General features: G+C 51.6%; 6 protein-coding genes and 2 pseudogenes. 7 read left to right on the top strand and 1 reads right to left on the bottom strand.

Annotation, left to right across the window (positions count from 1 at the left end; genetic code table 11):
- Window positions 1–32 precede the first annotated feature (32 nt).
- From H6F72_RS27470 to H6F72_RS27440, 7 genes and pseudogenes are all read left to right on the top strand, one after another.
- The gene (locus tag H6F72_RS27470; protein WP_190442890.1) at window positions 33–4,613 is read left to right on the top strand and encodes a non-ribosomal peptide synthetase; all 4,581 of its coding nucleotides are present in this window, start codon (window positions 33–35) and stop codon (window positions 4,611–4,613) included.
- A complete protein-coding gene (locus tag H6F72_RS27465) occupies window positions 4,610–12,493 on the top strand; it encodes an amino acid adenylation domain-containing protein (protein ID WP_190442888.1) in 7,884 nt (2,627 codons plus the stop codon). Before H6F72_RS27470 ends, H6F72_RS27465 begins: the two co-directional genes overlap by 4 nt.
- 77 nt (window positions 12,494–12,570) lie before the next feature.
- Window positions 12,571–17,184, top strand: coding sequence for a non-ribosomal peptide synthetase (locus H6F72_RS27460; protein WP_190442885.1), 4,614 nt, complete (start codon window positions 12,571–12,573; stop codon window positions 17,182–17,184).
- Complete coding sequence (locus H6F72_RS27455; RefSeq protein WP_190442883.1) at window positions 17,184–21,623, top strand: non-ribosomal peptide synthetase; 4,440 nt, start codon at window positions 17,184–17,186, stop codon at window positions 21,621–21,623. The genes H6F72_RS27460 and H6F72_RS27455 overlap by 1 nt, the downstream gene beginning before the upstream one ends.
- Window positions 21,604–23,064, top strand: coding sequence for an aspartate aminotransferase family protein (locus H6F72_RS27450; protein ID WP_190442881.1), 1,461 nt, complete (start codon window positions 21,604–21,606; stop codon window positions 23,062–23,064). Before H6F72_RS27455 ends, H6F72_RS27450 begins: the two co-directional genes overlap by 20 nt.
- 73 nt (window positions 23,065–23,137) lie before the next feature.
- Window positions 23,138–23,817, top strand: a pseudogene (locus H6F72_RS27445) (IS1 family transposase).
- Entirely contained in the window at window positions 23,811–24,095 is a 285-nt protein-coding gene (locus H6F72_RS27440; protein WP_190442879.1) for a GrpB family protein, read from the top strand. Before H6F72_RS27445 ends, H6F72_RS27440 begins: the two are co-directional and overlap by 7 nt.
- Before the next feature lie 225 nt (window positions 24,096–24,320).
- On the opposite strand, the pseudogene H6F72_RS27435 reads toward H6F72_RS27440, so the two are convergent.
- A pseudogene (locus H6F72_RS27435) lies at window positions 24,321–24,426 on the bottom strand (IS1 family transposase); the annotation flags it as partial.

Here is a 24,426-nt window from a genome sequence, read left to right as displayed (position 1 = left end):
CTTCCTCTAGACCCGATACTTCAGATTCAATCATGCAAACTCCAACCCTTGAAGGATTCCAGCTTTCACCGCAGCAACAGCGATGTCAGTTTCAGCAAGATCAACAGTCCGCCAAGTGGGCAACCTGTCTGATTCGCATTGAGGGAGATCTGCAATTTCAGGTTTTAGAAGCAGCGATCCAGCAGGTAGCGCAGCAGCACGAAATTCTCCGCACTGCGATCGCCGTTTTGCCCGGAACGGATCTCCCTTTGCAGGTGATTACAGACCATCTCCCCACCCTGGAATCTTGGGATGGACAAGCAATGGGGTTCGAGCCAGGTGCTTTGACCACGGATTGCTCTCCGCTGACAGTACGTTTAACCCAACTGGCAACTGATCAACATCTCCTGCAACTAATTCTCTCGATTTGGTGTACCGATGCGATCGCCCTGACGCATTTAGTCGATCAAATCAGTCAAGCCTATGCCGCGATTGGGCAGGGAGAAGAATATGTGGTTGATCCAGTGCAGTATGCCGATCTCGCTGCTTGGCAATGTGAACTGCTAGAAAGTGAGGAGGCCGCAACAGGGAGAGTCTACTGGCGACAGCAACCTTGGATTCCCTTAGAGCGTTTGCAACTACCCTGCCAACAGCGATCGCCTGAAAAACTAGGATTTCAATTTCAGCAAGTGACCCTAACTATTTCTGGCGAACAGACTCAAGCGCTAACCGCGATCGCCCAATCTCATCAAGTTTCTCTTTCCACCTTACTTCTAGTGGCTTGGCAAGCCCTGCTGTGGCGACACACCGATCAATCCACTTTTATCTTGGGTGTGACGGATGCGGGGCGGCACTATGAGGAGCTGGAAGCGGCTCTGGGTCTACTGGCAAAAGTTCTGCCGATCGGCTCTGAGCTAGAAGCAACTCTGCCCTTTGCCACCCTGCTCCAACAAATCCACACCTCCCTCCAAACCACAGCCCAATGGCAAGAAGCCTTTACTTGGAAGGATGTGCCAGAACTAGCGATCGCCCATCATCCACCTTTTCTCCCTTTTAGCTTTGAATGGCTGGATCAATCACCATCCTTTGCGTCTAACAATCTCAACTGGACAATCCAGCAGCGGCAAATTCACATCGAGCCGTTTCAGCTCAAGCTGGTAGGTCAGCAGCGTGAAGAACTAAACCTGGAACTACACTATAACGCTCAAGCATTTGAAGCTGGGGCTGTTCAGCAATTGGCAGGACGCTTGACAGTTCTCTTGGAGAACGTGATTCGCGATCCGCAGACAGCTATTGGCAAATTGAAGATCCTAACCGAGAGCGATCGCCAGCACCTCCTTACCCTCAATCAAACCGCTGTAGAGTATCCGGAACTCTGCATTCATGAGCTGTTTGAGACGCAGGTCGAGCGATCGCCAGGTCAAGTTGCGGTGGTCTTTGAAGACGAGTCGCTCACCTACCAACAGCTCAACGATAAGGCGAATCAACTTGCATATGAGTTGCAGCAACGAGGTGTGGAGCTAGAAACTCCGGTAGCGATTTACCTGGAGCGATCGCTAGAAATGATCATTAGCTTGCTTGCCATCCTCAAGGCGGGGGGCGCGTATGTTCCTTTCGATCCTAACTTGCCACCTGCGGCCTTAGCAGCACGACTGCAAGAGGCAGAGATTCCAGTTCTGATCACGCAATCCTCTTTACTGACAAAACTTCCTGCCGATGCAGCATCAACCGTGATTCGTTTGGATCATGAGATTGCCTCAGCGTGTGAGTTTGACTCCGTTTCTTCCCAAAGTTGGGGGGGTGGGGGGGCTAAAACTGCTGTAATCACGCCTGCAAATCTAGCCTATATCCTGTTTACCTCTGGCTCCACCGGGAAACCTAAAGGTGTGGCAGTTGAACATCGGCAGCTCAGCAACTATTTGTATGGGGTGCAGCGATCGCTCAAATTCGACGAACTACCTCTAGGCGCTAATTTTGCCCTCGTCTCTACCTTCGCAGCAGATCTGGGCAACACGATGATTTTTGCCTCCCTCTGTTTTGGGGGATGTCTCCATATCCTCTCCCAAGATCGGGTGATGAACCCAGCAGCCTTAGCGGAATATGGCGATCGCTACCCCATCGACTGTCTCAAGATTGTGCCATCCCATTTACGGGCACTGCTGACCTCACCTGATGTACATCGCTTTCTCCCACGTCAGCGCTTGATTCTAGGCGGAGAAGCATTGAGTGGAGCGTTGGTTGAGCAAGTGCGGCAGCAGGCTCCTAGTTGCCAAATCTTCAATCACTACGGCCCTACAGAGACAGCTGTGGGCGTTCTCACCTATGCAGTTCCTGAGACATTGCCTGAGTCCGAGATAGTGCCTTTGGGAACTCCGATCGCTAATATCCAAATCTATCTCCTCAACGAGTGCCGACAACCTGTTCCCGTCGGTGTTCCTGGCGAAATCTACATTGGCGGAGCGAATGTAGCACGAGGATATTGGCAACAACCTGAGTTAACCCAAGAACGCTTTATTCGTCACTCCTCACTCCTCATCCCTCACTCCTCACTCCTATATAAAACCGGAGATCTGGCTCGTTATCTCCCGGATGGCACGATTGAGTTTTTGGGTCGGGCAGATGATCAGGTAAAAATTCGTGGCTTTCGGATTGAACTGGGAGAAGTAGAGAGCGTTTTGCGACAGCATCCAGACATGCGATCGCTAGCAGTAATCAAACGAGAAGATCAACCGAATCAGCCGCAATTGGTAGCCTATGTTGTACCACAGACTCCGGATACCCCAGGCTTGGCAGAGACGCTGCGCTCCTTTTTAGCAGAACGATTACCAGAATATATGGTGCCGTCTGCTTTCGTTAGCTTGAAAGCTTTGCCCCTGACTGCCAATGGCAAATTAGATCGGCAAGCCTTACCCGCTCCCAAAACACAAAATTCGATCGCCAAACCTGCCTTTGCTGCGCCTCGTAATGAAGTTGAGCGACAACTGAGTGCTATCTGGTCAAGCGTTTTGCATGTCGCTGAGGTGGGCATTTATGACAACTTCTTTGAGTTGGGGGGAGATTCCATCCTGAGCATTCAGGCGATCGCCAAAGCCAACCAAATCGGGTTACGCTTCACACCTCGGCAGTTGTTTGAACACCAGACGATCGCTCAATTGGCGCTAGTAGTTGAAAGTCAGCCGCAGGGCGATTTAACGGCAACTCAAGCACTCGTTACAGGTGCAGTTCTCTTGACCCCAATTCAGCATCGCTTCTTTGAGCAAAACTTGGCAGAACCTCACCACTGGAACCAAGCTGTTTTCCTAGAAGCGCAAGCTCCGCTACGAGTTGAAATTTTGCAGCAGGCGATCCAACATCTGATGAATCATCATGATGCGCTGCGGCTGAGATTTCAGCGTGTCGAGGATACGTGGCATCAGATGAATGGTGGTCTTGAAAAAGAGATTCCATTCACGGTGATGGATCTATCGAATCAAGTTGAAAGTCAGCAAGAGGCGATCGCTCAAGCGGCTCACCGGGCGCAAACTAGCCTGAATTTAGAAACAGGGCCACTACTGCGAGGGGTGCTATTTCAGCGAGGGGCACAGCAATCGGATCAACTGCTGATTGTGATTCACCATTTGGCAGTGGATGGTCTGTCTTGGCGGGTACTATTGGAGGATTTGCAAACAGCCTATCACCAACTGGCGCAAGGCCAATTGGTGCAGTTATCTCCTAAAACAACCTCCTTCCAGCGGTGGGCAAAGCAGTTGCAAACCTATGTGCAGTCAGAAGCTTGCCAGAAAACAGTTGATTACTGGTTGCAAACCTTGAATGCTTCTGTGGCTATGTTACCGGGAGATGGAACTGGAGAGAATGCGATCGCCTCTGCCCAAACCCTCTCTGTCTCGCTCAATGCAGACGAAACCCAAACCTTACTCCAGGCCATGCCCAAGACTTACCGGGCACAGGTGGATGAAGTATTACTGACGGCATTAGCCCACAGCCTCGCGACTTGGACAGGCAAGACAGACTTTCTAATTGATTTGGAAGGACATGGACGGGAAGTGCTGTCAGAAGCAGATGTCTCCCGGACAGTTGGCTGGTTCACTGCCATCTACCCTGCCCGTTTAGCGGTGGATGCTCAGGCAGAAGTGAGTGAGGTATTGAAGTCTGTGAAAGAACAGTTGCGGCAGATACCTCACAGTGGCGTAGATTATGGCATTTTGCGTTATCTCAGCTCCGATGAATTAGTGCGAACCAACCTGCAAAACGCACCCCAAGCTGAGATTCTGTTCAACTATCTAGGACAGTTTGACGCGACCTTAGCCGCTTCCTCACTATTCCGCATGGCGACTACTGACACCGGAGCCACCCGCAGTCCTCAAGCTCAGCGGCAGTATTTGCTCGAAGTCAATGCCTTGGTGTTAGAAGGGCGTTTGCAGTTGGATTGGATTTACAACCCAAAAATTCATGCTCTGCCAGTGATCGAGCGACTGACGCAGCAGTTTCTGACGAGTTTGCGATCGATCCTCCACCCTGAAGCAGCTCCAGTGAGTAACTTCACGCCTTCTGACTTCCCGCAAGCCAACGTTAGCCAAGCTGACCTCAACAAACTGTTCGCCCGAATGAGCCAAACCCGTGGGGGTGCCCAATGAACCTGAACCAAATTGAAAACCTATACGAGCTGTCTCCTACCCAACAGGGGATTCTGTTTCACAGCCTCTACACGCCCGAAGCAGATATCTACGTAGGTCAGTTTGGCTGTGTGCTTCAGGGAGATGTTCATCCACAGCAACTAGAACAGGCATGGCAGACGGTCATCCAACACTACGCTATCCTCCGCACAGGGCTTCAGTGGGAAGGGTTAGAAAAGCCCTTGCAAATCGTTTGTCGGCAAGTGACGCTGACGATCGAACAGTTCGATTGGCGATCGCAGTCTCCGGAACAACAGCACCAGCAGTTACAAACATACATCCAGCAGGATCGACAGCGAGGGTTCGATCTCACTTGCCCACCCTTGATGCGGCTCAGCCTGATTTGGTTGAGTGACGATCGCTATCACTTAATTTGGAGCAAGCACCATCTAATTTTGGATGGATGGTCAACCGCGATGGTGTTGCAGCAAGTCTGGACAACCTATGCAGCATTGCGTCAGGGAGAGGCACTTCCCATTATCAACAGTCGCCCCTTTGGAGACTACATCGCTTGGCTACAACAGCAAGACTTAGCCGCCGCGAAAACCTTCTGGCAAGACAGTCTCAAGGATATTGCTGCACCAACCGCACTCGCGATTGACCGTCGCCAAGGCGATCGCCACATATCCAATTCCATTGCCCGTCAGTCACTCGAACTGGACTCAGAGATCACCTATGCCCTAAGCCAATTTGCCCGCCAACATCAGCTCACCCTGAACACCTTGATGCAGGGAGCCTGGGCATTATTGTTGAGTTGCTACAGCGGGGAAGCACAGGTTGTGTTTGGCAGCACCGTTTCCGGTCGTCCTCCCTCTTTAGCCGCTGCTGAAACGATTGTGGGATTGCTGATCAACACTTTGCCTGTCTGTGTTCAGGTGTCACCCGAAGCAACCTTGCTGCCTTGGCTGCAACAACTGCAGCTGCAACAGGCGGAGATGCGGCAATACGAATACACACCCCTGGTACAGATCCAATCGTGGAGCCAAATTCCTAAAGGTACGCCGCTATTTGACAGCCTCTTGGTTTTTGAGAATTATCCGATCGATACTAGCCTCCAACAGGCAACAGATTCTGTGGCGGTTCAGGATATCTGGACATTTGAGCAGACCAACTATCCATTAACCGTGGTCATTCACCCAGGCACTTCCTGGCAAATTGAACTGACCTACAACGAGCAACGATTTGAGCCACAGGCGATCGCCCGTCTCCTCGGTCATCTCCGCAGCTTACTGGAGCGCATGATCGCCAATTCTGAGCAATCGCTGGCAGAGATCCCGCTCCTGACTGCGGCGGAACAACATCAGTTATTGTTTGAGTGGAATACTCGCGATCGCGAGGCTCAAACCATTCCCCCTGGCTGTGTTCATGAATGGTTTGAGATACAGGTTGAGCGTACCCCTGATGCGATTGCAGTTACCTACGTAGATCAATCCTTGACCTATCAAGAACTCAATCAACGAGCCAATCAACTAGCTCACTATCTGCGTTCTCTCGGTGTTGGTCCAGAGGTGCTGGTTGCCATTGCGGTAGAGCGATCGCTCAATCTCATCGTTGGCTTATTAGGCATCCTGAAAGCGGGGGGTGCCTATGTGCCGATTGACCCTGCCCATCCGTCCGATCGCATTGCCTTGATGCTGGAGGACTCCCAGGCTCCTGTGTTAGTGACGCAGCGATCGCTGTTAGAGACCTTACCTCAACATAGCGCTCAGTTTGTTTGTCTGGATAGCGATTGGGACGCGATACGAGCAAGCTCAGGCTTCGCCAACGCCCGTTGCAACTCTGAGAACCCCATGAGCCAGGCTACAGGTGAAAATCTGGCTTACACGATCTATACCTCAGGCTCCACGGGCAAGCCCAAAGGCGTACAGATCCCGCATCATGCCCTCACCAACTTCTTGCACTCAATGCGTCAAGAGCCAGGACTCACCGCAGAAGATGTGCTGTTATCTGTCACGACCATCTGTTTTGACATTGCAGCGCTAGAAGTCTATCTGCCCCTCATCACGGGTGCTCGCCTAGTGCTTGCCAGCCGAGGGACAGCAATGGATGCTCAACAGCTCATCCAACTGATGAGGCAATCTGGCGCAACTGTGATGCAAGCAACTCCTGCTACCTGGCGACTGTTGTTAGCGGCAGGATGGCAGGGAAATCCCCAACTCAAGATTCTCTGCGGTGGTGAAGCTTTATCCCATGAACTGGCGGATCAACTCCTGGTTAGAAGCCAGTCACTCTGGAATATGTACGGCCCAACGGAAACCACGATTTGGTCAATGGTGGAACGGGTGGAGCCTTGGAATGAGTCGGTGCGCTTAGGTCGAGCGATCGCCAATACCCAAATCTATGTGCTCAATCAAAGCCTCCAACCTGTTCCAATCGGTGTTCCAGGGGAGTTACACATCGGTGGTGCAGGATTAGCAAGAGGATATCTCAATCGACCTGAGCTGACTCAGGAGAGGTTTATCGTCAATCCGTTTCGGCATATGTCTAGCCTCCCAATTCTGGGGGAAATAGAGGTGGGGGGGGCCGATCGCCTCTACAAAACTGGGGATTTGGTTCGTTACCTGTCCGACGGAACACTCGAATTTCTGGGACGCATTGACCATCAGGTGAAGCTGCGGGGTTTCCGGATTGAACTGGGTGAAATTGAGGCAGTCCTAGGTCAACATCTGGATGTGCGGGAACAGGTAGTGATTCTCCGGCAGGATGGGGGAGGCAATCAGCAGCTCGTGGCTTATGTGGTTTCGCAAGCAGATGCTAAGTCTGATCCCTCTCAACTGCGAGATTGGCTAAAGGCAAAACTGCCAGAGTATATGGTTCCGAGTGCTTTCGTAATCCTGGAGGCACTACCCCTCACACTCAATGGCAAGATCGATCGCAAACAATTACCTGCCCCAGATTGGACGGAACTCACCAAGACGTTTGTAGCGCCCCAAACTGACACCGAAGCGGCGATCGCTAAACTTTGGGCACAAGTGTTGGGGGTAAATACCATTGGCATTCACGATAACTTCTTTGAGTTGGGCGGACATTCTCTGCTGGCAACCCAGATCATGTCCCGAATTCGGGAAGCCTTTGCGGTGGAACTGCCATTGCGGTGTTTGTTTGAATCGCCCACTGTCGAGGAGTTAGCGGCAACCATTAGCCAGCGCACCCAAGACAGCACTAATACCTCAGCTCCCTTAAAACCAGTCGATCGCGATACAGCTCCTTTGCCGCTTTCTCTCTCTCAGCAACGCCTCTGGTTTCTCCATCAACTGGAGCCCAACAGCTCTGCTTATCACCTCTCAGCGGCACTCCGATTCACAGGAAATTTGGATGTGACGGTGCTGGAGCGCAGCTTGAATGCAATTCTAGAGCGGCACGAAATCCTCAGAACTCGGTTCCAAATTTTGGATGGGGAGCCAGTACAAGCGATCGCCCCCACCTTAAAAATCAATATTCCAATTGTGGATTGGCAAGATTTACGACCCTCTATTCAGGAAGCCGAAACCGCACAGTTCATTCAAGCTGAAATAGAGCAAGCTTTTGATCTGGGTCAAGCACCCCTATTCCGAATTAAGCTGCTGCGGTTGAGTCCCACTCATCACCTAGCTGTCTTGACCATGCACCACATCATTACCGATGGCTGGTCAATGAATGCTTTTGTGCAAGAACTCACCGAGCTATATACAGCATTCATCATTCCACCCCGCGGGAACGCTTTCAGCGAACACTCCTCACCCCTCTCTCCTCTCCCGATTCAATATGCCGACTTCGCCATTTGGCAACGACAGCGCTTACAAGGAGAGTTTCTAGAGCAACAGCTTTCTTACTGGAAACAGCAGCTCCAAAACGCATCTGCTCAGCTTGCCTTGCCTACGGATCATTTAGCGCCTGGGTTTAAGGGAGAAAAGCGATCGCATATCCTACCTGCGGCTCTGAGTGCTGCTATAAAAGGGTTAGGGCACAAAGAAGGCGCAACTTTGTTCATGACTCTGTTGGCTGCATTTAAGCTGTTGCTCTACCGCTACACAGATCAGAGCGATCTCTGTGTCGGTTCTCCGATCGCCGGACGCACTCAACAAGACACAGAAGCGTTGATTGGCTTTTTCGTGAATACGCTGGTGCTACGAACCGATCTGAGTGGACAACCTAGCTTCCGGGAGTTGTTGCAGCGGGTGCGGGGAGTGACGCTGGATGCTTATGCTCATCAAGAAGTGCCGTTTGAAAAGCTGGTGGAAGTGCTGCAACCAGAACGGCAGCTCAATCAAACACCCCTATTTCAGGTGTTTTTCAATTTGCTTAACTATCGTGATTCCAAGCTGGAATTACCAGGAGTTACTGTAGAGGCGATCGCAAATGACCACGCTCACTCGAAGTTTGACCTAACTTTCTACGCCTGGGAGCAAGAGGATCAGATTCATCTGGAATGGGTCTACAACGCGCACCGCTTCTGCCCGGAACGGATTGCCATCATGCAAGAGCAGTTCCAGGAGTTGCTAGAGCAAGTTGTGACCAATCCAGAGCAGGCCATTACTCAGTTCTCCCTGGTAACGCCGACCACCCAAACCTTACTGCCTAATCCAGAAGCTCCATTACTAGAAAGCTGGGCAGGTTCGATTCAGAGCCATTTCACAGAGCAGGCAAAACGCCATCCCAATCAGCTTGCCATTGTCGATCGCGATGAAACTTGGAGCTACGCTGAGCTAGATGCCTGGAGTAATCAACTGGCGCATTACTTGCGCTTGCACGGCATTCAATCTCAAGATGTGGTAGCAATCTATGGCGATCGCTGTGCCGCTTTGGTGCTGGCATTGCTGGGCATCTGGAAAGCGGGTGCTGTTTTCTTGATTCTCGACCCGTCCTATCCGGTGGGAGCTTTGCGCGATCGCCTACAAATTGCTCGTCCTCAAGGATGGATTCAAATCGGTGCCGAGTTGCCTGATGAATTGCAGGTTGTCTTACAAGAACTCTCCTGTCGTTGTGAGTTGGATTTATCGCTGCGATCTGCGATTGAGCAGTGCCTGCAAGACTATAGCTCACATCATCCGGGCATTGAAGTCGAGGCTCACGATCTGGCTTATGTGACATTCACCTCTGGTACAACCGGAGAGCCAAAAGCGGTTTTGGGAGAACATGCGCCGTTATCTCACTTCTTCCAGTGGTATCACAAGACTTTGCAGCTAGAGCCCAGCGATCGCTTTAGTCTCCTCTCTGGATTGGCTCATGATCCTCTCCTGCGAGATATCTTTGCACCGCTGTGGGTTGGGGCAACATTATATATCCCTGATGCTGAGCAGATCGGCACACCGGGATGCTTGCAAACTTGGATACGACAGCAGGAGATCACGATTAGTCACCTCACGCCCGCAATGGCACAACTCCTGCTGAGTGAAGGTGTAGAGGATACTCAGCCTAAAGGCATCCCATCCCTACGCTATGTCTGCAGTGGTGGAGACATCCTCACGCGATCGCTAGTTGAGCGACTCCGGGCGATCGCGTCTGCTGTGACTTGCATCAATGTCTATGGCACAACCGAAACACCGCAGATTATGGGGCATTATGTGATTCCTCCGACCGTTCCGATTGAAGAATTGCGTGATCGCCTACCTATTGGTCAAGGGATTGCAGATGTGCAATTACTGATTCTCAACGAGTCACAACAGTTAGCAGGAATTGGTGAGGTTGGGGAGATTTATGTGCGATCGCCCTACTTAGCGCGAGGTTATCTGAATGATGAGGCGTTGACTCAAGCACGGTTTATCTCAAGAACTAACGCTCTAGGAGAGCGCCTATACAAAACCGGGGACTTTGGACGTTATCTCCCGGATGGCAGCATTGAATATTTGGGACGGCGAGATCAACAGGTTAAGATTCGCGGATTTCGGGTGGAATTGGGCGCGATCGCATCCATTCTCACTCAGCATCCTGAGGTGCAAGATGCCGTTGTCATTCTTCATGAGGAAGCATCCCAGCCCCAGAGACTCATTGCCTATGTGGTATCGCCCTCACAGACAGTAGATCTGGTAGATTCCCTCCGAACCACTCTAAAAGCACAATTGCCATCCTACATGATGCCCTCGGATATTGTGGTTTTGGAGACGCTGCCGCTGACACCCAATGGCAAAATCGATCGCAAAGCTCTGCCAATACCTGAGCGTCAGGAGGTTGCCATCTCCAACCATGCGCGATCGCCTGTGGAGGAAGTCTTAACCGGAATCTGGGCACAGGTTTTGGAATTAGAAAATGTCGGCATTCACGATAACTTCTTTGACTTGGGCGGACATTCTCTTCTGGCGACGCAAGTGATCTCTCGCCTGAATCGTGCCTTTGAGATTGAATTACCGCTGAGGGATTTGTTTGAAGCGCCGACTGTGGCAGGATTAGCAGCACAAATCGAAACTACCTTACGGTCTGCCTCAGGAGAACCGATTCCAGCTATTCAGCCGCTCTCAAGAGAACAGACTATCTTTCCGCTCTCGTTTGCTCAGCGGCGATTGTGGGTGTTGGATCAGCTTGAACCGGGGAATCCCTTTTACAACATTCCCATTGCGGTGAAGCTGAGTGGGGCGTTAGAGATTGCTGTTTTAGAGCAGAGTTTTCAGGAAATTATCCAACGCCATGCCAACTTGCGAACCACCTTCACCACGGTAGAGGGAGAACCTGTCCAGGCGATTGCGCCTCATCTCCCGTTCGAGCTGCCCATCATCGATCTACAAGCCTTGCCAGCAACAGAACAAACTGTTGAAGTTCAGCGGCTCATCAGTGAAGAGGCCCAACATGCTTTTGATCTGTCTCAAGGGCCACTGCTACGGGCGACACTACTCAAACTCAGTGACTCTGAACATATCCTGTTGCTGAACCTCCACCACATCATTTCAGATGCTTGGTCGATGGGCGTTTTGGTGCGAGAACTGGCAGATTTGTATGCGGCTTTTGTGAGCCAGGCTCCTTCTCTACTGGCTCCGCTATCGATTCAATATCCTGACTTTGCGGTGTGGCAACAGCAATGGTTACAGGGCGATCGCTACCAAGCCCAACTGGATTACTGGAAGCAGCAACTTCGGGGATTGCCCGTTTTAGCGCTGCCGACTGACCATCCCCGTCCAGCGGTGCAAAGTTTCCGGGGAGCGAGTCATACGATTCAACTTTCCAAGGATTTATCCCAGCAATTGCGATCGCTCAGTCAGCAGTCAGGCGTGACCTTGTTCATGACCTTACTGACGGCATTTGAGGCATTGCTGCATTGGTATACCGGGCAGGAAAATCTGGTAGTCGGCACAGATATCGCTAATCGTCACCCAGTGGAAACCGAGGGCTTAATTGGTTTCTTCGTGAATCAACTGGTATTGCGAACGGATGCCTCAGGCAATCCCACCTTGACCGATTTGCTGCATCGCGTTCGCCAGATAACACTAGATGCCTACACCCATCAAGACTTGCCGTTTGATCACTTGGTTGAAGCTTTGAATCCGCCACGGGATTTGAGCCGCACCCCGTTGTTCCAGGCGAAGTTTGTGCTGCAAAACGCGCCGATGCCTTCCCTGTCGCTTGCCAATTTGAATTTGGAAGTGTTGGAAGTCGATCGCGGCACAGCCAAATTTGACCTGTTGATCAATTTGGCGGATACGCCTGAGGGCATTCAAGGCTCGCTCTACTACAGCACCGATTTGTTTGAAGTGGCCAGTATGACCCGACTCTGGGAACGATTTGAATTTGCCCTGCAATATCTGGTGGCTCAACCGGAAAGCCATCTGAGCGAATTGGCGATCGCCCTCACTGAAGCCGATCGCGCCCAACATCGGCGATCGCAGCAGCAAAAACTACGCCAAATGCGCCGCAAGGTAACCCCGATTTCGTAAATCACCTCCCCCCCAGCCTCCCTCTCCTCGTAGGAGAGGGAGGAGCAAGAATTCTTCCTTAACAAATAACTCGCACCATGCAACAGCTCACTCAACCCTCAACAAACCTGGAAGGCTACGAACTTTCCCCGCAACAAAAGCATCTGTGGATTGTGCATCAACTCACTGGAGCCAATGCCGTTCAGCCTTATCGAGTTCAGGCGGCCATCTCCATTTCAGGCGCGATCGATCCAATCACATTCCAACTTGCACTGCGCGATGTGATCGATCGCTATGAGATATTGCGAACAACCTTTCAATTGGTTCCCGGTTTGGATCTGCCGCTTCAGGTAATTCAGGAAACACCTACTGAGGCGATCGCGACGCTCGATTGGAACCACCTGTCAGAACCCGATCAAGCAGTTGAACTGAAGAGGCTGTGGCAACAGTGGCAAGCACAGAATCTACCCCTAGGGCAGAGTTTGCAGTGGTGCTTAATTCGTCAGTCATCTGAGCAACATTGCTTGATGCTGAGTCTGTCTGCTCTCTGCGGTGATGCTGCCACTCTCAAGAATTTGGTACAGGAAATTGTTCAACAGTACGCTGTGTGTCTGCAAGCGTCTCCTTCATTAGAAGCAGAGGAACCGTTACAGTATGCAGACTTAGCAACCTGGCAAAATGAACTGCTTCAGGAAAACAGCGCCACACCGAACTATTGGCGGAAGCTGGATGATGCTGGGCTAGAAACGCTCTCGCTGCCTGTTCAACCTGCCGAGCGATATGCGGCGTTACAGCCGGAAAAGCTCACCTGGACAGTGCCATCTGTCTTGGTTGACCAAATGGGGAGTGACGCGATCGCGGATGCTCTCCTCACGGCTTGGCAAGTTTTACTGTGGCGACTGACGGGGCAGGAAGCACTGACGCTGGGTGTAAGTCTGGATGGTCGCAACTATGAGGAATTAGAACCTGCGATTGGTCTGTTAGCTCGTACCTTGCCCTTGTCGAGTCAGTTGCGACCCGATTTGACCTTTCAACAAGCGTTGAAGCAGGTGCAAGCCACTCGGCAGGAGATGGCGCTGCATCAAGATGCGTTTGTTTGCGCGCAGGGGTTGCCAATTCAGAACGCAGGTCTAGAATCGCGAGTTTTACCGTTAGCGTTTGAGTTTATCGATCAGTCTGACGTTTGGGAAACTGCCGGGATACGTTACGCGATCGCCCAAGTAGAAAGTTGCACTGATTATTTCTGGATTAAGCTGTGCGGGATTCAGCGGACGGATGGCCTCACAGCTGAGCTACATTACAACGCCACCCAGTTTACGGCAATAGACATGCAGCGGTTGTTTGAGGAACTTCAAACCCTCCTCACCCGTGCGATTCAGGCTCCGGATACGGCGATCGCGCAACTGGAGATTCTAAGTCCCGCCGAACGCGAACAACTGCTGGTCAAGTTCAACCAAACTGCAACCGATCTACCTCCTTTTGAGTGTTTGACTCCTTGGTTTGAGGCGCAAGTTTGCCGTACGTCTGATGAGATTGCCGTGATTTTTGGCGATCGCCAGCTCACCTACTTTCAACTCAATGCCCAAGCAAATCAACTGGCGCATTACCTGCGATCGCAAGGGGTGGGTGCGGATACGTTAGTGGGCTTGTGTGTGGAGCGTTCCCTAGAGATGGTAGTTGCCCTCCTGGGGATTCTCAAAGCGGGCGGAGCCTATGTGCCGATCGATCCGGGTTACCCGCGCGATCGGATTGCCTTCATCTTGTCAGACACGCAAACACCTTTGCTGCTGACGCAGTCGCACCTGTTGTCTAAACTACCAGCCACTCAAACTCCGATCTTTTGCCTCGATCGCGATTGGCAAACTGTTGCCACATCCCCAACTGAGAATCTTGATGCCGTCACGGAACCTGACTATTTGGCCTATGTGATTTATACCTCTGGTTCGACTGGGCAACCGAAAGGAGCGCTAATTCATCATCGCGGGTTGACCAACTATCTCAACTGGGCAATTCAAGCTTACGAAGTAGCGCAAGGAGAAGGCAGTCTGGTGCATTCCTCGCTGGCATTTGACTTGACCGTCACTAGTCTGTGGTCTCCTTTACTGGTGGGGCGCAGTGTAGAGTTGCTACCCGATGACCCCAGTTTGGAAACGTTGCGAGATGCCTTAGTCCGTCGGAAGAATCTCAGTTTGGTCAAGATTACGCCTGCTCACCTCGGTGTGTTGAGCCAGCAGTTATTTCCTGAGCAGGTGCGGGGATGTACCCGTCGATTTATTATTGGTGGCGAAAATCTCACAGCAGAGTCACTAAGTTTCTGGCGGCAGGCAGCTCCAGAGACGCTGTTGGTGAATGAGTATGGCCCTACTGAAACCGTAGTAGGTTGCTGCGTTTACACGGTTGCACCAGATGACCCCGAAGCAGGATCAGTGCCGATCGGTCGCCCCATTGCCAATACGCAGCTTTATATCCTAGATGAGCAACTACAACCCGTTCCGATCGGCGTCGTTGGGGAGCTGTTCATTGGTGGGACAGGACTGGCGAGAGGATATCTCAACCGTCCAGAGCTAACCGCAGAACGCTTTATCCCCAACCCATTAGCGCTGCCCCATCCTTCTCACCCCTCACTCCTCACTCCTCACTCCTCACTCGTCTACAAAACCGGAGATCTGGCTCGCTATCGCCCCGATGGAACGCTGGAATATTTGGGACGCACTGATCATCAAGTCAAGCTCAAAGGCTTCCGGATTGAATTAGGTGAGATCGAGACTGTATTGCGGCAGCATCCTGAAGTGCAAGATGCGATCGCCTTGGTGCACACCAATACATCGGGTCAGCAACGCTTGGTCGCCTATGTGGTGCCAGAATCTCCGGCTGAAACAGTAACCTCTGAAACCCTGCGATCGCATCTCCAAGCGCGATTGCCAGAATATATGGTACCTGCGATTTGTATATCCGTCGCAGCCTTCCCGCTGACTGCCAATGGCAAAGTCGATCGCCGCGCATTACCCAATCCCGAAACTCAGACGCAAAATCGTCAGGCGCAGTTTGTTGCTCCTACCACACCTGCTGAAGCTAAGTTAGCCGAGATTTGGGCACAACTGCTGCGCTTAGAGCGAGTTGATATTCATGAGAACTTCTTTGAGTTGGGTGGTGACTCCATCCTCAGCATTCAAATGACGGCCAGAGCCAATCAAGCAGGGCTAAGGATTACGCCAAAGCAGGTGTTTGAACATCAAACGATCGCCAAACTCGCTGCGATCGCCGCTCCTGCCACTGCCGTTATAGCCGAACAAGGGAAGATCACAGGAGCGTTACCATTCACCCCAATTCAGCACTGGTTCTTTGAACAAGATATTGCCGAGGCGCACCACTGGAATCAATCGCTGCTATTGGAAGTCCAGAAACCCTTGACACCAGAAGCCCTCCAGCAGATCGTGACGCATTTGATTCAGCATCATGATGTGTTGCGATCGCAATTTACCCAAACTGGAAATGCTTGGACAGCCGCCCATGCAGATCAAGATATCCCTGCACCTGTGACTGTCGTGGATCTGTTAGGTGAAGCTGAAATTGTTCAGCGCCAAAAGATAACCGCGATCGCCTCCGAACTACAAGCTGAACTCCAGTTGGATCAAGCTCCCTTAATGCAGGTGGCGCTCTTCCAGTTGGGCATCAATCAACCTAGCAGTTTGCTGATCGTCGTTCATCACTTGCTGATTGATGGCGTTTCCTGGCGGATTTTACTAGAAGACTTCCAGACCGCTTACGCTCAACTTCAACAGCAGCAACCTATCCAGCTACCCGCCAAAACCACCTCCTTTCAACAGTGGGGTGAAGCATTGCAAACCTATGCGCGATCGCAGACGTTGCAACAAGAGCAATCATTCTGGCTGAATCAAGCCCGACAGTCGCAACAGCATGATGCATCTCTCCCCGTCGATGATCCTCATGGAGAGAATACTATAAGGCGATCGCAGACTATCACGCTCACCCTGACTGCTGAGGAAACTCAAGTTCTCCTGCGAGACCTTTCTACCAAGCATCAAGTGCAGATCCAGGAGGTACTGCTGACGGCACTGACCCAAACCCTAACAGCCTGGACAGGGAAATCAGCGCTTTGGGTTGACTTAGAAGGACACGGACGCGAAGAAATTTCTGAGGCGATCGATCTCTCACGCACAGTTGGTTGGTTTACAGCCATCTTCCCGTGCCTACTGCGCTACAAGCCACAGGATGCCTTGAGTCTGATCAAATCGATACAAACCCAACTGCGGCAGGTGCCCAACAACGGCATCGGTTATGGCATTCTCCGTTATCTCAGCCAAGAAGCAGAGCTACAAGCGGCTCCCCATCCTCAAGTTTGTTTCAATTATTTAGGACAAACTGACGCAACATTTAACACCGCCTCTCTCTTCCGTCCAGCCCAGGAGTCTATGGGTGCCTCACGGAGTCCTCAGGGACAGCGATCGCACCTGTTAGAAATCAACTGCATTATTGCCGAGCAACAGCTGCGGGTGCATTGGACGTTTAGCAATGCCATTCACCAAGCACCAACAATTGAAAACCTGACACAACAATTTCAGGAGAATTTGCGATCGCTCCTCTCCCTAGCTCAACAAACTCAATCGGCCCCTAGCTTCTCTGCTGCCAATCTCAGCGGCTCTGACCTTCAGAAACTCATGGCTCAACTGCAATCCGGGAAGAAACGTTAATGCAGATGGAAAACATTGAAGACATTTACGAACTTTCGCCCACTCAGCAAGGCTTGCTGTTTCACACCCTGCATGCGCCTAAGTCTGGGGTTTATTTTGAGCAGTTTTGCTGGCAGCTAAATGGGCCGCTCCATCGGTCTGCGTTCCAACAAGCTTGGCAGCGGTTGTGCGATCGCCACTCCATTCTCCGCACTGCCTTTTGCTGGGAGGGGCTAGAGCAACCCTACCAGGTGGTGTATCGACAGGTGGAACTGCCCTGGGAGGAGCAAGATTGGCGACAGGTATATGTTTCTGATCGAGAGGAGAAATTACAAAGTTTCTTGCAAGAAGATCGCGATCGCGGTTTTGTCCTGCCTCAAGCACCTCTGACGCGCTGCACGCTGATGCAAACTGCTGAGCAAGCTCATTACTTTATCTGGAGCCACCATCATCTCCTGTTAGATGGTTGGTCTACAGCGTTGTTGTTCAAAGAGATTCTGGCGGATTATCAGGCTTTATCGCAGCAACAATTCCTCAGATTAGAACCATCCCGTCCCTATCGCGATTATATTCTCTGGTTACAACAGCACAATCCCTTCAGTGCTGAGCCCTTCTGGCGGCAGTATCTTCGGGGCTTTACGGCACCCACAGCAATCAACTTAGAACAACAAAACACTAACCCAGAAGGCGATCGCGGTGAGCAACGCATCTATCTCCCAGTTGCCACCACTCAGGCTCTAAAATCCTTTGCCCAACAGCAACGACTGACACTCAATACATTAGTTCAAGCGGCCTGGGCTTTGGCACTGAGTTGCTATAGCGGTGAATCGGATGTGGTCTTCGGTACCGTCGTTGCAGGTCGCCCGCCCACCTTGCCTGGTGTAGAATCAATGGTGGGGCTGTTTATCAACACGCTACCCCTGCGAGTGCAAGTGCCGCCAGAGGCAGAGCTGATTCCCTGGCTGCAAAAGCTTCAGGCTCAACAGATAGAACGTCAGGCGTATGAATATAGCTCTCTGGTGCAAATTCGCCGTTGGAGCGAGGTGCCTGCTACTTTGCCTCTCTTCAATAGCATTCTAGTGTTTGAGAATTATCCCATTGATACCACGGTGCAATCGCCCGCTACGGATCTCACGATCGAGCGAGTCAGCACCTTCGAGCAGACCAATTATCCGCTCACAATCACTGTAGTTCCTGGTGAAGAGCTACTGCTTCAGGCTATCTATAATGCACAGCAGTTTACGAATGCCGCGATCGCTCGTCTCCTTGGACATTTGCAAACGCTTTTGGAAGGCTTTATTATCCACTCTCGAACTCGCCTCCAAGAGATCTCCCTCCTCACCCCTGGTGAACAGCATCAACTTCTAATCGAGTGGAATGATCTAGAACATCCATCCATATCAGACCCAACCCTTTGTTTACATCATCTCTTTGAAGCTCAGGTAGAACGCACACCTGATGCGATCGCGCTCATTCACGACGCTCAGCAACTCACCTATCGCGAACTCAATCAGCGAACCAACCAACTGGCACATCATTTGCAATCTCTGGGCGTTGGCCCGGAAGTACTTGTCGGGGTTTGTTTACCGCGATCGCCCCATCTAATCCTTAGTCTCCTGGCAATCCTCAAAGCTGGAGGAGCTTATGTGCCGCTTGACCCCAACTACCCAGAAGAGCGGCTTTTGTTCATGCTGTCAGATGCCCAAGTTGCAGTCTTGCTCACCCAAGACCAGATGGAAGGCGATCGCATCCCCACAGTTCCCGACTGTCACCGAGTTGCCCTAGACACAGCCTGGGAGCACATCAGCCAATTACCCGATACAGACCCTGCAAGCACGGTCACAGCTACAAATCTAGCTTATGTGATTTATACCTCTGGCTCTACAGGCGTGCCCAAAGGGGTGGCAATTCAGCACTCGAGCCCCGTAGTGTTAGTCGAGTGGGCCAAAACTGTCTTCACCAACGCAGAGTTAGCAGGGGTTCTGGCAGCGACTTCCATCTGTTTTGATCTATCTGTTTTTGAGATCTTTGTGCCTTTAAGTTGGGGCGGTCGGGTAATCCTAGCAGAGAACGCTTTGCACCTACCTACCATCCCTGCCGCCTCTCAAGTGACATTAGTCAATACAGTACCTTCTGCGATCGCCGCCCTCTTACAAGCTGGCTCGATTCCGGATTCCGTGCGCACTGTCAACCTCGCTGGCGAACCCCTACAGCCAGCCCTAGTGCAGCGGCTCTACCAACAACCGACGATTCAGCGAGTCTATAACCTCTACGGCCCATCGGAAGACACCACCTATTCCACCGTGGCACTGATGCAACGTGGGGATTGGAGCACTCCTTCCATTGGTCGCGCGATCGCCCAAACCCAAATTTATCTCCTAGATACTCATCTCCGTCTCGTTCCCATCGGAGTACCCGGAGAAATTTACATTGGTGGTGCAGGACTAGCACGGGGATACCTGAATCGCCCCGAATTGACGAACGAACGATTTATCCCCAACCCATTAGCACTGCTCAATACTCCTCACTCCTTACTCCACCCTACGGGAACGCTTTCAGCGAACACTCCTCCCTCCCACCTTTACAAAACCGGAGATCTCGCCCGTTACCGTTCTGATGGCAGCTTAGAGTTCTTAGGACGCATCGACCACCAGGTCAAGCTTCGCGGCTTTCGGATTGAACTGGGTGAAATCTCAGCAGTACTCAGCCAACATCCCAGCGTTCAAGAAGTCGTTGCCGTGACCCGAGAAGATCAGCCCGATCAAGTGCGTCTCGTGGCATACATCGTCCTTGCCGAAACGATAAATCGCGATCGCCCACCCACATCCCTGCATCAAATCTGGCGCGATTACCTGGGACAGCGATTACCAGCCTACATGGTGCCTGCGGCGTTTGTGATTTTGGATGCCTTTCCGCTCACACCCAACGGCAAAATCGATCGCAAAGCGCTCCCATCCCCTGACTTTAACTCGCTAGAATCAGTCGCGATCGCCCCACCCTCAACTCCCACCGAAATTCAGTTGGTGCAGATCTGGAGCGAGCTGCTCAATGTCGGTTCCATCGGCGTTCACGATAATTTCTTTGAGCTAGGCGGTCACTCTCTTCTCACCACACAACTGCTTTCCCGGATGCAAACGACCTTTGCCGTTGATCTATCACTGCGACAGTTATTTGCATCTCCTACGATCGCCGCCTTAGCTGCCTTAATTGATCGACAACTACATCCCGATCAAGCGGAGCCATGCTCTAGCAATTCGTTCCCTGAGCTGATGGCAGATACAGTACTGCCTGCGGATATTCAACCCACATCACCTTTTCAGCCTAAGGCTCCTGAACATCTGCTACTCACCGGAGCTACTGGCTTTTTGGGTGCTTTCCTGCTGGCTGAGCTGTTACGGCAAACCAAGGCAACTATCTACTGTTTGGTACGAGCTGAGGATGAACAAGCTGCCTACAAGCGATTACAGCGATCGCTTCAAACTTACAAGCTCTGGCGAGAGGAGTGGCGCGATCGTATTGTGGCAATTCCTGGCGATTTGGCTCAACCCAATCTAGGGTTGTCTGCGGCTCAGTTCCAATTCCTAGCTGAAACGGTGGACGCCATTTATCACAACGGAGCCTGGGTGCATCATGCTCTACCCTATGCCAGCCTCAGAGCCGCCAATGTTGTGGGGACAGAAGTCGTGCTGCGCTTGGCCTGTCAGCATCACACCAAACCTGTCCACATAGTTTCTACTAACAGTGTCTTTGCACCAACTGCTAAGAGTGGTGTGCAGACGATTTGGGAACAAGATATCCCAACCCTAGAAGCTGTCCCCAATAATGGTTATGTGCAAACGAAGTGGGTAGCGGAACGGCAGGTGATGAATGCTCGCGATCGCGGTCTCCCTGTGACCATCAATCGTCCCGGACGTATTTCTGGAGATAGCCAAACCGGAGTCTTTAATGCCAATGACTTTCTCTATCAGCTCATCATTGGTTGCGTCCATCTCGGTAGTGCTCCACAAGGAGAGATGCCCATCGACTTCATACCTGTCGATTATGTCAGTCAGGCGATCGTGCATCTGTCACTCCAGCCAGGAGCACTGGGGCAAGCATTCCATCTAGTGAATCCTCGTCCCCTATCTGCCGAGCAGTTGATCCACAAAATCCGCTCTCTCGGTTATCCCTTGCAGCGATTGCCTTATAGCGAATGGCGATCGCAACTGCTAGAGATGGCCCAACACCAGCCAGATCATCCGCTGTATCCGCTGGTTCCCATGTTTCCCCCTGCCCCGGAAGCCGCCTCCCGTCCTGCCTCACTGGAATTTGACTACCGCAACACCTTAGTAGGCTTAGCAGGCACATCCATTCACTGTCCTGCCATTTCCGACTCCCTCCTCGATACTTACTTTGCCTACTTAATCGAAAACGGTCACCTAACCCCACCTGTACCCGCCCATGCAAACACCTCTCGCTAAACCGATCGCTGATTTCTCATCTGTCTTGGCTGCCCGTGCTGCCAGTGCTGGTTTAAATTCTCGTCAGCAAGCTTATTTAGAGCAGTTTATTACTCAATACGATCAGCGACACCGCACCTCTAAACAACTCGCCCAAACCTATCGCCCAGTTTTGGCAGATGCACGGGTGGCAGCTGATTTTGATCCACTGCTAAAAGAAATGGTGTATCCCATTGTGGGCGATCGCGCAGCTGGCTCCAGAGCTTGGGATGCCGATGGTAATGAATATGTCGATTTCCTCATGGGGTTCGGTGTGCATCTCTTGGGGCACAATCCCCCAGTGGTACAGCAAGCCCTGATCGAACGTTTGCAGCAAGGAATGGCCTTGGGTCTTCAGTCTGACTTGGCCGGAGAAGTTGCCGCCTTAATTAGCGATCTCACTGGGATGGAGCGCGTCGCCTTTAGCAATACAGGCACCGAAGCGGTGATGACTGCCATCCGATTGGCACGGGCTACCACCAAACGCCAGAAAATCGCTCTATTTGCCGGGTCTTACCACGGGCATTTTGATGGCACCTTAATCAAAGCAGATCCCGATCAAACAGCGGCAGGTCAAGCAATCCCTCGCTTTCCCGGAGTTCCTGCTGCGATCGCTCAAGATGTCTTGGTGTTGCAATATGATGATCCGCGATCGTTAGAAATCATTAAAACTCATGCCGCTCAACTGGCAGCTGTTTTAGTAGAACCTGTGCAGAGACGGCGTTTAAATCTCCAGCCTCAAGCCTTTCTGCAACAGCTCCGTCAACTGACTCAGGATCAGGGAATTGCTCTAATATTCGACGAAATGTTGACTGGGTTCCGCATTCATCCTGGTGGAGCGCAAGCTTGGTTTGGGGTTCGGGCTGACATTGCCATCTATGGCAAAATCATTGGTGGAGGCATGCCGATTGGTGTGATCGCCGGAAGCGCTGAATACCTCGACAAAATCGACGGGGGGCAATGGCAGTATGGAGATGACTCTGCTCCTCAAGTGGAAACAACCTTCTTTGCGGGTACCTACTGCAAACATCCTTTAGTCATGACCGCAGCCAAAGCGATCTTGCAACATCTTCAAGCTGAAGGAGCCGCGCTACAACAGCAGCTCAATCAACGCACCCAAGCATTAAGCGATCGCCTCAACCAATACTTTACTCAGGTGGGTATTCCCATCCAAATGGTGAACTTTGGTTCTCTCTTTGGCCCCGTCAGTGGTGATGCGGCTACCGAAACGCCTGAGCAATCCGCAGCCTCGATCACCATGCTCCTCCTGTCTTATCACCTGCAAGACCAAGGTATCCTTTTATTTCCTGATGGCAGTGGCATTCTCTCAACCGCCCACACCGATGCCGACAGCGATCGCCTGCTCAGCGCCGTCCAAAATAGTATTGGAGCTTTAGCACAAGGCGGTTTTCTGGAGACTTAGGCATGATAACTGAATCTTTGACTAGGGGGAACAGGAAGCCTACTTGTGATGCCCAACCTGTGGTTCTGACGATATCGTCGAAAAGGGTCTAACCCGACGAGCGAAGCAGAACTACAAGTGCCGCGATTGTGGTCGTCAGTTCGTCGAAGACCCGCAGTGGCGAGTCATTCCTTCGGATAGTAAAGTCCTCATCGAGCGTCTGTTGCTAGAGAAGCTGCCTCTGTCAGGCATCGTCCGAGTCATGTAGGTATCGCAGGACTGGCTCCAGCACTATGTCAACTTCTTACTACTCAACGCTGCCACAACAGGTGCAGGTGCGCGTCAAAGCGAAGCAATCATTGCAAGTACAGATGGATGGGCTGTGGTCTTTCGTCGATGATCAAGGCAATGAGCAATGGGTTTGGCTGGCTCTCGATACCGACACTCGTGAGATTGTGGGTTGTTCCATTGGTGATCGTTCTGGACGAGGAGCGACTGCGCTATGGCAATCGCTGCCAGGGGTGTATCGGCAATGTGCCGTGCTCTACACTGACCACTGAGTTTCCTACCCGGTTGCACTACCGAGCCGTTGGTAAGAAGACAGGGTTGACGAGCTATATTAAGGGGTTCAACAACACGTTACGCCAACGAGTCTCTCGCCTGGTGAGGAAAACATTGTCCTTCTCCAAAAAGCTCGACAATCATGTTGGAGCCATCTGGAACTTTATTCATCATTACAACGAAATGATCAGAACCAAGTTGTTACGATGTTGAGACAACCTGTTTTTCTACATCCTTTACAAAATTGCACTACCCGCTTGGGCTATGCTTACTGGTTGGATAATCCCGACCCTGAATGGATGTTCTTTGTCAAAGGATTACCCCCCAACGGTCCACGCACTCATCATCTCCATATGGTTGAACCAGACAGCGTTTTGTGGGAGCGCTTGTTGTTTCGAGACTACCTCCGCAAGCATGCAGATGAAGCTGCACGTTATGCGCAATTGAAGTACCATCTTGCTCAACGCTTCTTCAGCGATCGAGAAGCATAACAACAGGCAAAGCTGAGTACATCGAGTCTGTGATGCAAAAAGCTCTGGCAATACCCAGCTAACCCTTAAGCGCAGCGGATTGATGGCTATCCTAATGCTGAGTTTGAGGAAATTTGCAACCGCTGACTTTTGCCGTTACCACCTTTGTGATTGCCGAAAATGACTATCTTCGGCATTATTTGAGTTGCGATCGCTTGAGCTCTCAATGATTTGAGGCGGGTAGTGCTACACAGGTAATGATGCATTGTAGTGATGGATGAAATACCAAATGGCACCAATGTGATTCTCTAGTGACTTGGAAAAGGATAAGGTTTTGCGTACCAATCGAGAG

The organism is Trichocoleus sp. FACHB-46 (assembly GCF_014695385.1).
Taxonomy (GTDB): Bacteria; Cyanobacteriota; Cyanobacteriia; order FACHB-46; family FACHB-46; genus Trichocoleus.
The sequence above is the reverse complement of the archived record's forward strand: the minus strand, read 5'-3'. Positions and strand labels throughout refer to the sequence as shown.

Coding starts and splice junctions, on each gene's coding strand:
- H6F72_RS27470 (WP_190442890.1), top strand. CDS start 33: ATGCAAACTCCAACCCTTGAAGGATTCCAGCTTTCACCGCAGCAACAG.
- H6F72_RS27465 (WP_190442888.1), top strand. CDS start 4,610: ATGAACCTGAACCAAATTGAAAACCTATACGAGCTGTCTCCTACCCAA.
- H6F72_RS27460 (WP_190442885.1), top strand. CDS start 12,571: ATGCAACAGCTCACTCAACCCTCAACAAACCTGGAAGGCTACGAACTT.
- H6F72_RS27455 (WP_190442883.1), top strand. CDS start 17,184: ATGCAGATGGAAAACATTGAAGACATTTACGAACTTTCGCCCACTCAG.
- H6F72_RS27450 (WP_190442881.1), top strand. CDS start 21,604: ATGCAAACACCTCTCGCTAAACCGATCGCTGATTTCTCATCTGTCTTG.
- H6F72_RS27440 (WP_190442879.1), top strand. CDS start 23,811: ATGTTGAGACAACCTGTTTTTCTACATCCTTTACAAAATTGCACTACC.